The following is an 11,908-nucleotide window of genomic DNA, read 5'->3' as shown; positions in this document are numbered from 1 at the left end:
GTGGGCGCTGGCGCTCTCCATCGCGGCGATCGTGGCCATGTTCCGGTTCAAGGTCGGGATGATCCCGACGCTGGCGGCCTGCTCCGCCGCCGGGGTGGCGCTGTACTTCGCGGGGGCGCTGCGATGAGAGCCGAGTGTCTCGCCTTGATGGCGACCCTGGCCGCTCATCCGGCGAGCCGGGAGGTGGTCAATGCCCATGACGCGGCTTTCGGCGTAGAGGGCCGGGTGGCGCTATGGACCAAGGCGGACAGCATCACGCGCTTGGATCGCGTGGAGATCCGGACTGTCGCATGAGCCAGCTCTTCTCGCTGGTGTTGGCCGTCGCCGGTTGCCTCTTGTTCGTTGCCGGAGCGGGCGGTCAGGAGCCGTACCGAAAGCTAGGCGCTGGCGAAATCGCCCGGGCTGTTCCGGGCATGGAGTTCACCGACGAGGTGCATTGGGCCTACGTGTTCGAACGTGGAGGCCGACTGAACTCCGTCGCCATGGGAAAGCCGATGACTGGGTCCTGGCGCCAGCAGAAGGATCGGCTCTGCCTAACGCGACCGGCGGAGCAGGAGCGCTGCTACGAGGTCTGGCGGGCCGAGAAAAACGTCCAGCTCCGCGAGCCCGGCTTCGACATCCATGAGGAAGGGGTGCTCCAGACGTCCGCCAAGCGCAGCTAAAGCCAGTCGGTGTCGCCCCGCTGGCCACAGCTAGCGGGGCATGTAGGGGGAAACCAGGAGGAAACCCTAATGCGCATTTCCATCGCTCTCTTCGCCTCGCTTGCGATCTTCGACGCGACCGCAGCCTTCAGCGCGCCCCCTGACTGGAAGGCCGTCGGCCAGGCGCTTGGTCGCGAGGGCGCCATGCAAGGCGAGGTCTACCGCATCGGCCTGCCCCGGTCGGACCTCAAGGTCCGCCTCGACGGCGTGGAGATCAAGCCGGCTCTGGCGCTGGGATCCTGGCTGGCGTTCCGCCCCATGGGGGACGAAGCCATGGTGATGGGCGACTTGGTGCTGACCCAGGAGGAGATCAATCCGGTGATGAAGCGGCTCAGCGACGGCGGCGTCGCCATCACGGCCGTTCACAACCATCTGCTGCGGTCCGAGCCGTTCACGCTCTACATGCACGTGTCTGGCCATGGCGACCCGGTGAAGCTGGCGACGCTGCTGCACGATGGCCTGGCCGTGAGTAAGACGCCGCTCGGCCCCGCTGCGCCGGCAGCCGAGCAGGCGCTGGACATCGACCAGCCTGCGATCGAGAAGGCGCTGGGGCGCCCGGGCAAGGCCAATGGCGGCGTGCTCCAGTTCTCCATCCCGCGCGGCGATCCGGTGAAGGACGCTGGCATGGAGGTGCCGGAGGCCATGGGGTCGGCGATCGCCATCAACATGCAGCCGACCGGGGACGGGAAGATAGCGACTACCGGGGACTTCGTTCTGACCGCGGACGAGGTGAACCCCGTGCTGAAGGTTCTGCGGGCGGCGCACATCGAAGTCACTGCCTTGCATAACCACATGCTCGATGACGAGCCGCGCATGTTCTTCATGCATTTTTGGGCTAACGACGACGCCGGCAAGGTCGTGCAGGGGCTGCGCGCCGCGCTCGATCAGGTCAAGGTCGCCGGCACCGAGCCAAAGAAGAGCATGGCGCCGGGGTGCAAGGACGTCCTCGCGAACCAGGCCGCGCACAGCAAGGATGAGGTCGCCAAGTGCGGCACGTCCTCCGAATGACCCTCCGCAAATAGAGGTTGGACCTGTTCCGGGTCGATCTCTGCCCTGACCGCCATCCGCATTCGTGGAGCGAACGTGTTCAAGGAACACGCGGGCTCATCGTTCCTCTGAGCGGTCGCCCGGCCCAATCCGGCCCGGACATATCAGTTTAATCGGTCATGCAGAGCCCTGGCGCACATAGCCCGGGCACTTCGGTTCTAACCAGGTCTACGACCACCGCGATCAGTCGGGGGTGTCCCAATTATTGGAAAACCCCTTGCGCAAGCGTGAGGAACAGGGCCCCGCCGTCCTCCTAGGTCTCATTGACATAGGCAACCCCGTCCATGGTTTCCCCCAGTCCGGGGCGCCGCCGAACTGCTCCGCGCGCGGACAGGGGCAACGAGCGGAGATCCCCGCCATTCAACTCGAGTAGATCGAATGCCATTGAGACGGTTTGCGGTGCGCCGTCCCGACCTTCAGCTAATCGTACCACTGCCTCTCAATCGAGCACGAGCCACAGGAAAAATCCGACCGGACTGCCCCGTGTTCGAGCTCAGATGTCGCTACGGCACCGTCGGCCAGAAGTCGCCCGCTGTCTGCGTCTGGCTACGGTCAGGCAAAAGATTGTCACGCATGCTGCCGCGTTGACAGAGAACACCGCCGCCATCCGCAGGTCCTCCACAATGGTCAGCGCATAGGCGACGGTGGTCACATTGGATCCGGCGAAAAGGCCCCAGGTCCCTAAGGACACGGCCTTGGCTCCCTCCGGATCTTTTACGATCCTGAGGATTTGGGGAACATAGGCCACAATCCGTGCTGCATTACATGCCGCGAACGCGCCCACGACAAACTCGGCGAAGACCATGAGTAGCGCTCCAAGGTGTCATCGAGCCCCCCAAGAGGACTAGACGGACCGGAGCGGACCCGGGCGTTCGCGATCGGGCGCTGGCCTAGGGCGCAGACGCTCTCCGCTGCTCACCAACAGGTCGGCGGCCCATATTCGCGCCCTGACGGTGGATGCGGTCAGGCTCTGCGCGATGGCTCGAAAGCGCATGCGCCTGAGATCCCGCTGAAAGAAGGGATCGCGAGGATCCGGGATGGTTTCGTTGCTGCTCGTGTCGCGCTCGGTCCATCTGTGAGACATGACCAGCTCCGGGTCAGGACAGCGTGTCTGGCGTGCCAATCACCTTAACCGAGCCACACACGCCTCGGTGTGACGTGCGTCACGTACTGACCTCCATACTCGGCGAGCCCAAGGGCCGGAGGACACCATACCTTCAGGGACATCACTCGGCCGGAGCGCTGAGCTGGCTTGCCCTCATTCAGGGGCCCAGCACACGGCTCCAAGATCGATGGTGCTGGCCAGTTGGCAAGCCGTATGGGGGACAAACCCCGACGATGGGGTGACCCGCAGGAGAAGGAGCGATCCCACCAGGGCTGAAAGCGCGACGATGACGACGCCCAGGGAGGCGGCCGTTCCGGGAATGGCGAGTTCGAGGCGCATGGGGCGCTCCTTTTCGGATGTCCGACTAATGCAGCCACCGAGTGGGGCCCGATGTATCGAATGTCATACGGCGAGAAATTCTTTCGGCAGGACAGACCAGCCGAACCCCCGCGCCGCTCCTTGTCGAATTGCGGAGTGGGACGCCGCGCCGGATCAGCTCGTAGCCAGGGCCGTCGCTGGCGCGGCAGGAGAACGGACTTAGACGGGGGCGTGCGAAGCGCCTCCCGATGGAGAGGTCACCAAGTCTCCAATGGCACAGTCAGGAGCCCGCTGAAGAGAAGGGCTACGCTCAAGGCGAGGCCCACTGTTGTGTAAAGCAGGACCGGGAAGAACCCGCTCACCACTGCGGTGTCGCTGACAGCACCTTCAGTTACGGTCGGGAACAGGATGGTGGATGCGGCGGCTTCATTGCGCATGACGTCCCCCTTCTGCAGAGAAGAACAAAGAATGCGCTCACCTGGCGCAGAACCACATTACAAATGTCCAATGTGACCGGTGGTTATCGACCGGACGATCGGGCTGCTCTGACCGCCCACATCGAGACGCTGAAGGCCGAGGTCGCGCGCCTCGACGCGCTGGCCGCCGAACACCGGGCCGATCTGCGGCAGGACTCGCCGCTGACATGTGGTTGGAGAAGCCGGCGCGCGATGGCGCGATCGCCGCCGCCATTCATGGCCTGACCGGTGGTTCACCCGGCCAGCCGACGCCACCACGGGCGAGACCGGCGGCGTTCCAGCTGTAGTAGGGGAAAATTTGCAGAACAGCGCCAAAGCTGTAGGATGAAAGAACCTACGCTTCATCTGACTTGCCGCCGTCCCGGCCCAGCCTTGGCGGCGGCCTTTCTTTAGGGGCGATCTCATCCGACCAGCCGACGCCACCACGGCCGTGCTCGGCGGCGCTCCAGCTCTAAGAGGCGCTTTGTGACCTTCGCCAACTCCGCCATGGCCTGATCGGCGCGCGACCTGCTCGCGGCGGGGGGCAGCCGGCTCTCCGGCTCACACTGACGGACGCTGCGAAAGGCATCAGGAAGCCGAAGACACCGGCGGTGTCAGACCTACGTGTCGGTTGCCACAACCCCTACGCGCCGGTGCTGGTTACCGCTCACCATCGCGCATGTAGCCCGGGCACTTCGGGACCGACCCGACGTGTACCGGCTGTCCCGGCGCTTGGAGACGCCTTTGCAACCCGCGCTGCATGGCACAAAAAGGCCGGGGGGACCGTTAGACAGGTGGTTTAATAATCAGGCCCCCCAGAGATGTGCAATGCCATCAAGCTTTGACGATGCTCCGGAATGGGCGCAGGCGATCGCTCGCGAACTTGTCGGGCAGTATGGTGCTCTGGACCCCGCTGCGTTTGGGGCACGGGTTGCTGAGTTCATTCGGCTTCATCCCGAACTTCCAAGCCACAGAGTTTTGTTGGATGCGGCGGCTGGCCTGTATGCGCGTGCAGTGCGTCGCGCCGACCCGGAGTGAAGCTCACTTGTGCGTGCGGCGGGACCGCATCTGACGCCAGCGGCTGGGCCGCGTCGTTCCCGGTGTGAGCTGGTCCGTTTGTGCGCCTTCAGGCCGCACTCGTCGGCCAGCGAGCCACCAGCACCATCGGTTGCCGTAGCGGATGCTGACGAATTGCGGCGCCTGCGACAGGCTGGACGAAAGAGAACCCCGTGATCCCGTGGGTGCGCCAAAGGCGGGCAGCAAGGCCATCAGCTCATCGGTGGCGAGGGGCTCGCCCCTGACCTGCAAGATCCGCTCGACGGCGTCGGCCCGGGTCACCCGAACAGCGAGGTCTAGGGCCGACCCTCGCCCGTCTCCTGCGACCAGCGCGGGCGATGTCTCAGCGCCATCCCTCGTGCGCATGTCCGCTTCTAGGGCGAGCAAGGTCCGATAGTCGGCGCTCTCCGCTTTCAGGCGAGTGTGTAGCTCATCCCATAACGCCCTGAGCGTCTCGACCGAGTTTTCGCTCATTGCGGCCCCGAATGGTCTTCAACAAGCTCAAGCTGCCAGAGGTCGACGCAATCGGGGTCGAAAGGTTCCCATTCGCCCCACTGCCCCGAGTGGCCAACCGCGAACCACCCGTGTAGGCAACCGCGAACTACCCGTGTAGGACTGTGCGCCTCTGGACATAAAGAGGGCCGCCCCGAAGAGCGGCCCCAAGTCTAGGGAGGAAACGCCCAAGGAGGGCTATGGCCATCGCTGGCCACACCCGGGAGGCTAGGGTGTGCGGCGCAGCGAGGCAAGTGCTGCAATGCAACATCGTGCGGTGCAGATCAGAGAGGCTAAGAAGCCTTCGCGGTCACCGCCCGGATGGCGGCGGCCAGAGCCTCGAGCGACGCCGGTTTCTCCAACCACACCGTCGCGGGGATCTGCACGGGACACGCCTGCCGCTGGAAGCCGGAGAACACGACCACGGGAATGTTGCGGCGGACCAGCTCGGCGGCCAATGCCGTGCAGTCGCCATCCTTGAGCCTGGCGTCGAGCACGGCGCAGTCGGGCTGAGCGCTTTGTAGCCACTCCTCCGCGTCGCAGTGTCTGTCGAACGGCCCGGCGACCGCGAAACCGACCTCTTCCAGGTTGTCGATCAGCGCATCCCCAATGATGGCGCTGTCCTCGGCGACGAGGACGAGCGGCTTGTTGGAAGGCATGGATCTCTCCTGGGCTCCATCCTCCAGGCTCATTAAAGTGAGCCCCGGAGAGAATGCGCCGGCTTACAAAGAAATCAATGCGGCTTCGCCCAAGGTGCCTTGAGCTTCCCTGTGACTCCTGCGTGCTGGACGGTGAGGCTGTAATCCAGCTGCCGGACGGCTGTGACGACTTCCACGCGCTGCGGTCGAAGACTGGCGCCACCCATGCGATCCTGATGGCGTTCGATCTCCTCGAGTTGGATGGCCAGGATCTCCGCCCCCGCCGCTAGACGAGCGCCGGGCCGAACTGCGGAAGTTGGTCGAGGCTGAGCCCGTCGACGGCGTTGCGTTCGGAGAGGCGATGGACGACGGGGAGGTCCTGCTTCGCCATGCCTGCAAGCTCGGTTTCGAGGGCATTATCTCCACGCGCCGGGACAGCCCATATCGATCGGGACGATCGCCGCACTGGCTTAAGCCGAAGTGTCCAAATTACGTGCGCGCTTTGTAACTTGCGGGAACCGCCCTCGGCGGCAACTCATTGAAACGCTAGTCGCTCCGGCCGAGGGCGAAAAGGACGATGTTTGATGACGTGCAGTCGCTTCAAGGGCGCATACAATTCCTAGGCGACGAGGTCCTGAGTTTGCTGGACCGCGTTGACCAAGCAGAGACCCTGGAGGAAGTGCGAGAGTTCCTCAAAGAAGCCCGCCGACAGATCGAGCTTATTCTGGACCTTGCGTCGCCTGACGACGATCCGGGTGGATCCACCCCAGCCGCAAGGAGCTGATGTAAATAGCCGGAATCGCGCGCCGCGAGCGGGTGCAATAGCCGACAGCTTGACCTTTAGCGACCACGTGTGCCTAGCTGCCTAATGGTAGCATCGCGTTCTATCCTCCTCGTCGAGGATGACCCCCATCTCCGCTACGCCTTCGAGAAGTTCCTTGGCAGCAAGGGCTACAACGTTACGGCTACTGGAAGCTCGTTTGAGGCTATTGAGCTGCTGGACGGCCCACTGCCCTTTGATGTCTTGGTGACGGATGTGGTGCTGGGGAAAGACAGCCCCCACGGGGTTTCGCTGGCTTTGATGGCCCGGGCAAGACGGACTGGGTTGCCCGTCCTCTTCATCACTGCATTCGAAGAGTTTATTGAATTTGCCCAGGCCCACGGGCCGGTGATGCTGAAACCTGTAGAGGGACGCGACTTGGCTCAGATGATTGGGCGCGAACTGGACGGAGTGGCGTCGCGCTGATCCGGAGCCACACCTCGCGAGCACGGGACGCCTTACCTTGGGATTATGTAATGATTCTCCCTTTGTCCCGGTGAATTGATCCACGTCAGTTTTCATAGATCGCAGTGTTCGTGATTTGTGCAGCGTGGCCTCCATTGTGTCCGTGGTGTCGCTCGCTCGCGTCAGAGCCGCAACTCTCATGCCAAGTTCGCGTTTTCACCAGACGGAGCGTGGGATGAGCAGTTGGAAGGGCAAACACGGTCAAGCCATCCTTGAACGCCTTGAGAGCAAGGCGGAAAAGCGCCGCGCCGCCGACCAGGCCGTGCTCGATCAACTGGCCAAAGAGTCAGCCCAAATGCGCGAAAAGACCGAACGCCTGCGCGCGCTCAGGGCCGCCCGCGAGGGTGCAAGCGCCGAGCGGGCCGGCTCATCAGCCAAGCCCACATAAGCGCTTTGCGGGTCAGCTGAGCCCACCCAACGCCAATCCCAGCGCGATCAGCAACAAGCCTGCGAGCAGGACCCGCATGTGAGCCTCGCCCCAGCCTAGGGACGGCTGGCGGCGCAATCGAATTGAAACAGGAGGCTGCTTGGCGGCGTGGATGGTGCGCATGGCGACCTCCGTCGATAGCTCGACGGTGCGCCTGATTCTGGCGAACCCGCAACGGTCAAGCTCCGGTTAGCCACAACTCGGCCGTCCCAACGGATGAGTGCCTGTGCTTGCCGCACTTCCTAGACCTGGCGGCCTATGGCGGCGTCGGATCGAGCGAGGCTAAGGTGGGGTGCTCAGTTCCCTCCGAGCGCACCCCAAGGGCACCTCAGCCCCGCCCAGGCGGGGTTTTTTTGTGCGGCGCCCGTCGGTGCGAGGCCGGTTCGACGACAGGGGCTTGGCGAATAGAGATCCTTCAGGATGGTCGTCGCGGATTTCGGGCGAGCTGCAGCCAGCGCCGCTGCAAGCCAGGCCGCTTTGGCTTGGGTGACCTGCCCTTGCGGCTGAATCCCCCAAAGAGTGTGTGTGCTCAGGCTGCCTTGGCAGCTTTCGGCCGGCGGCCCCGCTTCGCTTTCGGGGCGGGCGCGGGCGGCGCGGGTTTTCGACCCAGGCCCATGCTCCTCGCCAGCTCAGAGCGCGCCGCGGTATAGTTCGGCGCCACCATTGGGTAGTCGTTCGGCAGCCCCCACTTGGCTCGGTAATCGGCCGGACTCATGCCGTACTTGGTCATCAAGTGGCGCTTGAGAGACTTGAAGCTCTGGCCGTCTTCGAGACAGATGATAGCGTCCGGCGTCACTGACCTCTTAATCGGAACGGCCGGCTTGCTCGACTTGAGAAACCTCTGCTTGGCCGCCCGCCACAGTTGTCAGCGCACGGTGCACGCTGGCGATGAGCGCCGGTATCTCGCCGTGCGAAACTGAGTTATGGGCGAGGTACGCGGAGACAATGTCCGCGACGAAATCAAGGGTGGCTGGAGGATGCTCAGTCATCCCTGGCTCCTATGCTCCGCAGAGCTATTGCCCAGGAACATAGAATTTCAAGCGCCCTTCGTCGCAGCACTTTGCCAAGGCGAGTGCGGCAGCGCCTGGTCGAGGATCGCAGCAACCTGTTCTCGGCCAAACGGCTTGAGCAAGTAGCCAGCCACCTTGCCCCGTGCTCGAGTTTCCAGGGCGGGGTCAGAGCTGGCGGTGATCATGATAAATGGCGTTGGAATGCCCGCCTCGTGGCACATGGCTGCGAGTTGAAGGCCGTCGATGTCGCCCATGACGACGTCACAGATCACGGCCCCGTACTTGGCGCTCCTGATGCGCTCGAAGGCGTCTTGCGCATTCTCGGCCATCTCGATGTGGTGCAACCCCAAGGACCACAGAATGCCCCCTACAAGCCTGCGCATGACGGCGCTGTCGTCCACTAACAAGACCGGTCCAGCACGCTCGGCCAGGTTTGGCTTTGAGACTTCGTCAATTTGCATGCGTTGCTCCCTCGGCTTCGGAACGGCTGGCGTTACCCGCCGCCTGAGCCGATGAAGGCGCAAAAAGTGAAAGATCACGTTTCGGAGGCGGCGGCTTAGAAGCCGCGTCGGTTCAGCTCGGCGCTCATGGCGACGAGGGTGGCTATTGAGGCCGGATCCCGTGCTGCCCTCAGTTTTCTCTGTAGACGGGCGTGAAGCTGGCGCATGTCGAAGGCCACCCATAGCGTGGAGTTCGGCCGATCCTCATAGAAAACCTCGGCCTGCGCCTGAAAGAGGTCAAGGGCGTACTGTGCATCCCTGACGGACAGACCAGTAGTGTCGAGCGCATCTCGGGGCGGCATGATGAGTACCGACGTAGCCGGTTGATGAACGTATGTTCACTCATCATACAGAGACATGGAAACGCGCAAGCTGGTTTGCCGAGTTTTGACGCCTTGCGTTTTCACAATGACGAGATCCTGGCCGCCATGGGCGCATCGTACGACCAGTTTCCCGCAATCGTGCCGCGCCGCTCCGATCTTCTCGGATGCAGGTGGCGGGCCAGCCCTGAGCAGCCTTTACGGGTCGGACACCGCCATCAGCGCGTAGGTGTCCTTCTCGGGATCGCCGATCTGGGTTCCGACATGGTCGGGGATTTGGCTGTAGTGAATCGCATCTTCGCTGTCGTCGAAGGTCTTGAACTGGCAGATCTGACCCACGGTGTCATCAGGCCCTATCATCACGACCGGGCCGGCACAGAGGGTGGTGCCAGCCGCGAAGCTAAGCGACGAGGACAGCACAATCGCCGAAGCTGACAAGATTGTCCGGAGCATCGCTCTCCTCCTACTCGATCTCGGGTTCGTAGAGGTCGATCCGGGGCGCGGCCCCGTATTCATCCCAGTCCGTTTCGTCGACGGTTAAGTAAAGACAGGTGCTGGTCGAGAGATCCGTTTCATCGGACAAAGATAATTGGCAGCGGAACGCATTCTGATCCGCATGCGCACCGACTGAGCCGATTCCAAGTGCCGCTGTTACAAGAACAACACAAGCAGAACCGGCCGCCATATGGGGATGAGCCATGTCGCGTCTCCGTAAAGGCAGCAATGTTGTCTTTTAGGGGGATTTCCGCCCCGTGCTGAAAATGCGCTTCTTCTCGGACTTCATCAACCCAAAATGGAAGGCAAAGGAGGTCCACTGGGCACAGGCGCTCCAGGTCGCAAAGCGCCTGCATGACACAGGCGCCTGCGCCACGCCGGCGCACGTCGTTGTTGCCCTGGTGGTAATCTCTTGCGGCGACCGGCCTTCGGCCGAGTATGGGCGGCAATGCGGCAGAGATCAGAGGTCGACGATAGCCTTGATTGCCGTGGCAGGAAACTTGCCGCGGAAGGGCCGATCGTGAGGGCCGGCTTGGCCGTGCCCCACGCTCCATCTTTCAGGCCAAGGCAGCCGCTCCGCGCCCCAGGGCGACGATCCGTTGAGCGTGGAGCGTCGCTCGTCAGCCCACGTCCGCATGATCACGTCGCCACGACCCATGCCGGTGTGGATCGCCAGGTCGAAGGTGAACGGCTGATTGGCGGCGAAAGCGGGACCTTGCCACGTGTGCGGTGACCGCCTCGCATCTGGAACTATGATCACCGTCAGTCGTTGCTCCGGGCCCGTGAGACCGATCCAGAGCGGGGCCAACGCGTTGCCTCGGCCCAATGAATCGACAACAACGTTTGCGCCGTAGCGACGCCGGCGGGCGCGGCCACGCCCTCGAACCGCCAAACCCCGATACGACGAACTGTAGGCGGACCTGTCCAAAGAGCAGGGTCAGGTCGATGACTTGACAGCGATTTCCAGCGCTGTCGATCGCGGCCTGGGACAAGGTGGAGATACTCGATCCCCTCAGCAATGCGATGGGCTTCTCGGCGGAGAAGGCCATGTCGAGACGATATAGCTGAGGCAGGTGCTTCGCGAGTACTCCGACGCGCGCCACAAGGTCGTGGTCGGCCACCACCCGGTGTTTCCGGTGAACGGCTATTCCGGCGACTATGAACGCCAAATCGGCCCGGAACACGCACGAGACTTCTGGGACGGTCTCGTCGAGCACGAGGTTCTCGCTTACTTCTGCAGCCATATCCTCGCGTTCGATGTGCAGGTGCATGAGGCGTTCTACAGATCACCACGGCGGGCGCGGGCACAAAACAGGGTCGACCCCCAGCACCACTTCGCCGTACCGCCCGGTGTTCTCAATGACGATGTCGCACCAGACGGCCATATCCCGCTCCTTCGTTCATCTCAGGTTAGTCACCCGATGCTCTCCGCGGCACTTCGTACGTTGAGGCGCCCGCCCCGAAGGCGAAAAGGGGCCGTCCGCCGAAGGGCGCCAAGGCTGGCTGACGATTGGGTCTGAGCAGGCGCTGATCCCGGAGCGCGGCTTTGCATAGCCGCTGGAACCAGCACCCGAGCGACGAAAAGAGCAGAGTGGATCAATCAGTTCTGTCCGAGAAGCCCCGCAGCGGATGTGTTTGGTCCGGCCGTGCGTTCGCAACCGCGGAGGGGAAGGCTCGGGATGGGACTCTGTAGGCCGTATTGATAATGAGGCGCTTTCATTTCGCGCGCTTGAACACCAGTTCGAGAATCAAACCTCCCGATCCACCTGGATTCGTCAATCGCAATTCGTCGGCCGTAACCGACGTGATGACCCGACTCTGATCCGAACCAACCATGTTCGAAAAAGTACTCGATACTACAGTCGGGTGAACAGTCTTGGTGCTTTCGTCGAGGGTGTAAGTCCCTGTGTAAGCGATCACTCCAGTGGCGATAGCCTGGGCTTCTTCTGGAGTAGGTTTCAGCCGGTCGCCTGACGCGATTTTGGGCAGATCAACCGGCACTGTGATGAAGTGGAAATGCCCATCCGCGGTATAAGTCACTGCTCCCTGCAGTTGTGGG

Annotated in this window: 14 protein-coding genes and 1 pseudogene; 5 read left to right on the top strand and 10 right to left on the bottom strand. The window is 62.9% G+C overall.

Annotated elements, in window-relative coordinates; translation table 11 throughout:
• Nucleotides 1-290 precede the first annotated feature (290 nt).
• Both ACYVO7_RS25505 and ACYVO7_RS25500 read left to right on the top strand, forming a co-directional pair.
• Complete coding sequence (locus ACYVO7_RS25505) at nt 291-662, top strand: hypothetical protein (RefSeq protein ID WP_460452572.1); 372 nt, start codon at nt 291-293, stop codon at nt 660-662.
• 69 nt (nt 663-731) lie between these two features.
• A complete protein-coding gene (locus ACYVO7_RS25500; protein ID WP_460452571.1) occupies nt 732-1,709 on the top strand; it encodes a DUF1259 domain-containing protein in 978 nt (325 codons plus the stop codon).
• Nucleotides 1,710-2,241: 532 nt separating this feature from the next.
• On the opposite strand, the gene ACYVO7_RS25495 is transcribed toward ACYVO7_RS25500, so the two are convergent.
• The 3 genes from ACYVO7_RS25495 to ACYVO7_RS25485 form a co-directional block, all read right to left on the bottom strand.
• Nucleotides 2,242-2,553, bottom strand: a complete 312-nt coding sequence (locus ACYVO7_RS25495) for a hypothetical protein (RefSeq protein ID WP_460452570.1) — start codon at nt 2,551-2,553, stop codon at nt 2,242-2,244.
• Between the two features lie 453 nt (nt 2,554-3,006).
• Nucleotides 3,007-3,192 (bottom strand): hypothetical protein, encoded by a 186-nt coding sequence (locus ACYVO7_RS25490; RefSeq protein ID WP_460452569.1) that lies wholly within the window; start codon nt 3,190-3,192, stop codon nt 3,007-3,009.
• Between the two features lie 236 nt (nt 3,193-3,428).
• Nucleotides 3,429-3,608 carry a hypothetical protein gene (locus tag ACYVO7_RS25485; RefSeq protein ID WP_460452568.1) on the bottom strand — a complete coding sequence of 60 codons (180 nt, stop codon included), beginning with the start codon at nt 3,606-3,608 and terminating at the stop codon, nt 3,429-3,431.
• Between the two features lie 63 nt (nt 3,609-3,671).
• Between ACYVO7_RS25485 and ACYVO7_RS25480 the strand changes: the two genes are divergently transcribed.
• Complete coding sequence (locus ACYVO7_RS25480; protein WP_460452567.1) at nt 3,672-3,872, top strand: hypothetical protein; 201 nt, start codon at nt 3,672-3,674, stop codon at nt 3,870-3,872.
• Between the two features lie 1,595 nt (nt 3,873-5,467).
• Here the strand turns inward: ACYVO7_RS25480 and ACYVO7_RS25475 are convergent.
• Nucleotides 5,468-5,833, bottom strand: a complete 366-nt coding sequence (locus ACYVO7_RS25475; RefSeq protein WP_460452566.1) for a response regulator — start codon at nt 5,831-5,833, stop codon at nt 5,468-5,470.
• A gap of 847 nt (nt 5,834-6,680) precedes the next feature.
• On the opposite strand from ACYVO7_RS25475, the gene ACYVO7_RS25470 reads away from it, so the two are divergent.
• Together ACYVO7_RS25470 and ACYVO7_RS25465 are read left to right on the top strand one after the other, a co-directional pair.
• Complete coding sequence (locus ACYVO7_RS25470; RefSeq protein WP_460452565.1) at nt 6,681-7,058, top strand: response regulator; 378 nt, start codon at nt 6,681-6,683, stop codon at nt 7,056-7,058.
• A gap of 214 nt (nt 7,059-7,272) precedes the next feature.
• Complete coding sequence (locus ACYVO7_RS25465; protein ID WP_460452564.1) at nt 7,273-7,485, top strand: hypothetical protein; 213 nt, start codon at nt 7,273-7,275, stop codon at nt 7,483-7,485.
• Between the two features lie 12 nt (nt 7,486-7,497).
• On the opposite strand, the gene ACYVO7_RS25460 is transcribed toward ACYVO7_RS25465, so the two are convergent.
• The 6 genes and pseudogenes from ACYVO7_RS25460 to ACYVO7_RS25435 all read right to left on the bottom strand — a co-directional run.
• Nucleotides 7,498-7,647: a hypothetical protein gene (locus tag ACYVO7_RS25460; protein WP_460452563.1), complete on the bottom strand. Its 150-nt coding sequence runs from the start codon at nt 7,645-7,647 to the stop codon at nt 7,498-7,500.
• A gap of 406 nt (nt 7,648-8,053) precedes the next feature.
• Nucleotides 8,054-8,513: pseudogene (locus ACYVO7_RS25455) on the bottom strand (Ros/MucR family transcriptional regulator).
• Nucleotides 8,514-8,560: 47 nt separating this feature from the next.
• Nucleotides 8,561-8,995: a response regulator gene (locus ACYVO7_RS25450; protein ID WP_460452562.1), complete on the bottom strand. Its 435-nt coding sequence runs from the start codon at nt 8,993-8,995 to the stop codon at nt 8,561-8,563.
• A gap of 557 nt (nt 8,996-9,552) precedes the next feature.
• Nucleotides 9,553-9,807 carry a hypothetical protein gene (locus ACYVO7_RS25445; RefSeq protein ID WP_460452561.1) on the bottom strand — a complete coding sequence of 85 codons (255 nt, stop codon included), beginning with the start codon at nt 9,805-9,807 and terminating at the stop codon, nt 9,553-9,555.
• Between the two features lie 10 nt (nt 9,808-9,817).
• Nucleotides 9,818-10,054, bottom strand: coding sequence for a hypothetical protein (locus ACYVO7_RS25440; protein WP_460452560.1), 237 nt, complete (start codon nt 10,052-10,054; stop codon nt 9,818-9,820).
• Nucleotides 10,055-11,565: 1,511 nt separating this feature from the next.
• A partial coding sequence (locus ACYVO7_RS25435) for a lipocalin-like domain-containing protein (protein ID WP_460452559.1) occupies nt 11,566-11,908 on the bottom strand: 343 nt, incomplete at its 5' end.

The organism is Alsobacter sp. SYSU BS001988, assembly GCF_054796215.1.
Note: the sequence above shows the minus strand (reverse complement) of the source record. Positions and strands in the feature narration are given on the sequence as shown.

Excerpts from the sequence above, each read along its gene's own strand:
- ACYVO7_RS25450 (WP_460452562.1), bottom strand. The coding sequence starts at position 8,995 with ATGCAAATTGACGAAGTCTCAAAGCCAAACCTGGCCGAGCGTGCTGGA.
- ACYVO7_RS25495 (WP_460452570.1), bottom strand. The coding sequence starts at position 2,553 with ATGGTCTTCGCCGAGTTTGTCGTGGGCGCGTTCGCGGCATGTAATGCA.
- ACYVO7_RS25485 (WP_460452568.1), bottom strand. The coding sequence starts at position 3,608 with ATGCGCAATGAAGCCGCCGCATCCACCATCCTGTTCCCGACCGTAACT.
- ACYVO7_RS25470 (WP_460452565.1), top strand. The coding sequence starts at position 6,681 with ATGGTAGCATCGCGTTCTATCCTCCTCGTCGAGGATGACCCCCATCTC.
- ACYVO7_RS25445 (WP_460452561.1), bottom strand. The coding sequence starts at position 9,807 with ATGCTCCGGACAATCTTGTCAGCTTCGGCGATTGTGCTGTCCTCGTCG.
- ACYVO7_RS25465 (WP_460452564.1), top strand. The coding sequence starts at position 7,273 with ATGAGCAGTTGGAAGGGCAAACACGGTCAAGCCATCCTTGAACGCCTT.
- ACYVO7_RS25475 (WP_460452566.1), bottom strand. The coding sequence starts at position 5,833 with ATGCCTTCCAACAAGCCGCTCGTCCTCGTCGCCGAGGACAGCGCCATC.
- ACYVO7_RS25490 (WP_460452569.1), bottom strand. The coding sequence starts at position 3,192 with ATGCGCCTCGAACTCGCCATTCCCGGAACGGCCGCCTCCCTGGGCGTC.
- ACYVO7_RS25440 (WP_460452560.1), bottom strand. The coding sequence starts at position 10,054 with ATGGCTCATCCCCATATGGCGGCCGGTTCTGCTTGTGTTGTTCTTGTA.
- ACYVO7_RS25500 (WP_460452571.1), top strand. The coding sequence starts at position 732 with ATGCGCATTTCCATCGCTCTCTTCGCCTCGCTTGCGATCTTCGACGCG.
- ACYVO7_RS25460 (WP_460452563.1), bottom strand. The coding sequence starts at position 7,647 with ATGCGCACCATCCACGCCGCCAAGCAGCCTCCTGTTTCAATTCGATTG.
- ACYVO7_RS25505 (WP_460452572.1), top strand. The coding sequence starts at position 291 with ATGAGCCAGCTCTTCTCGCTGGTGTTGGCCGTCGCCGGTTGCCTCTTG.
- ACYVO7_RS25480 (WP_460452567.1), top strand. The coding sequence starts at position 3,672 with ATGTCCAATGTGACCGGTGGTTATCGACCGGACGATCGGGCTGCTCTG.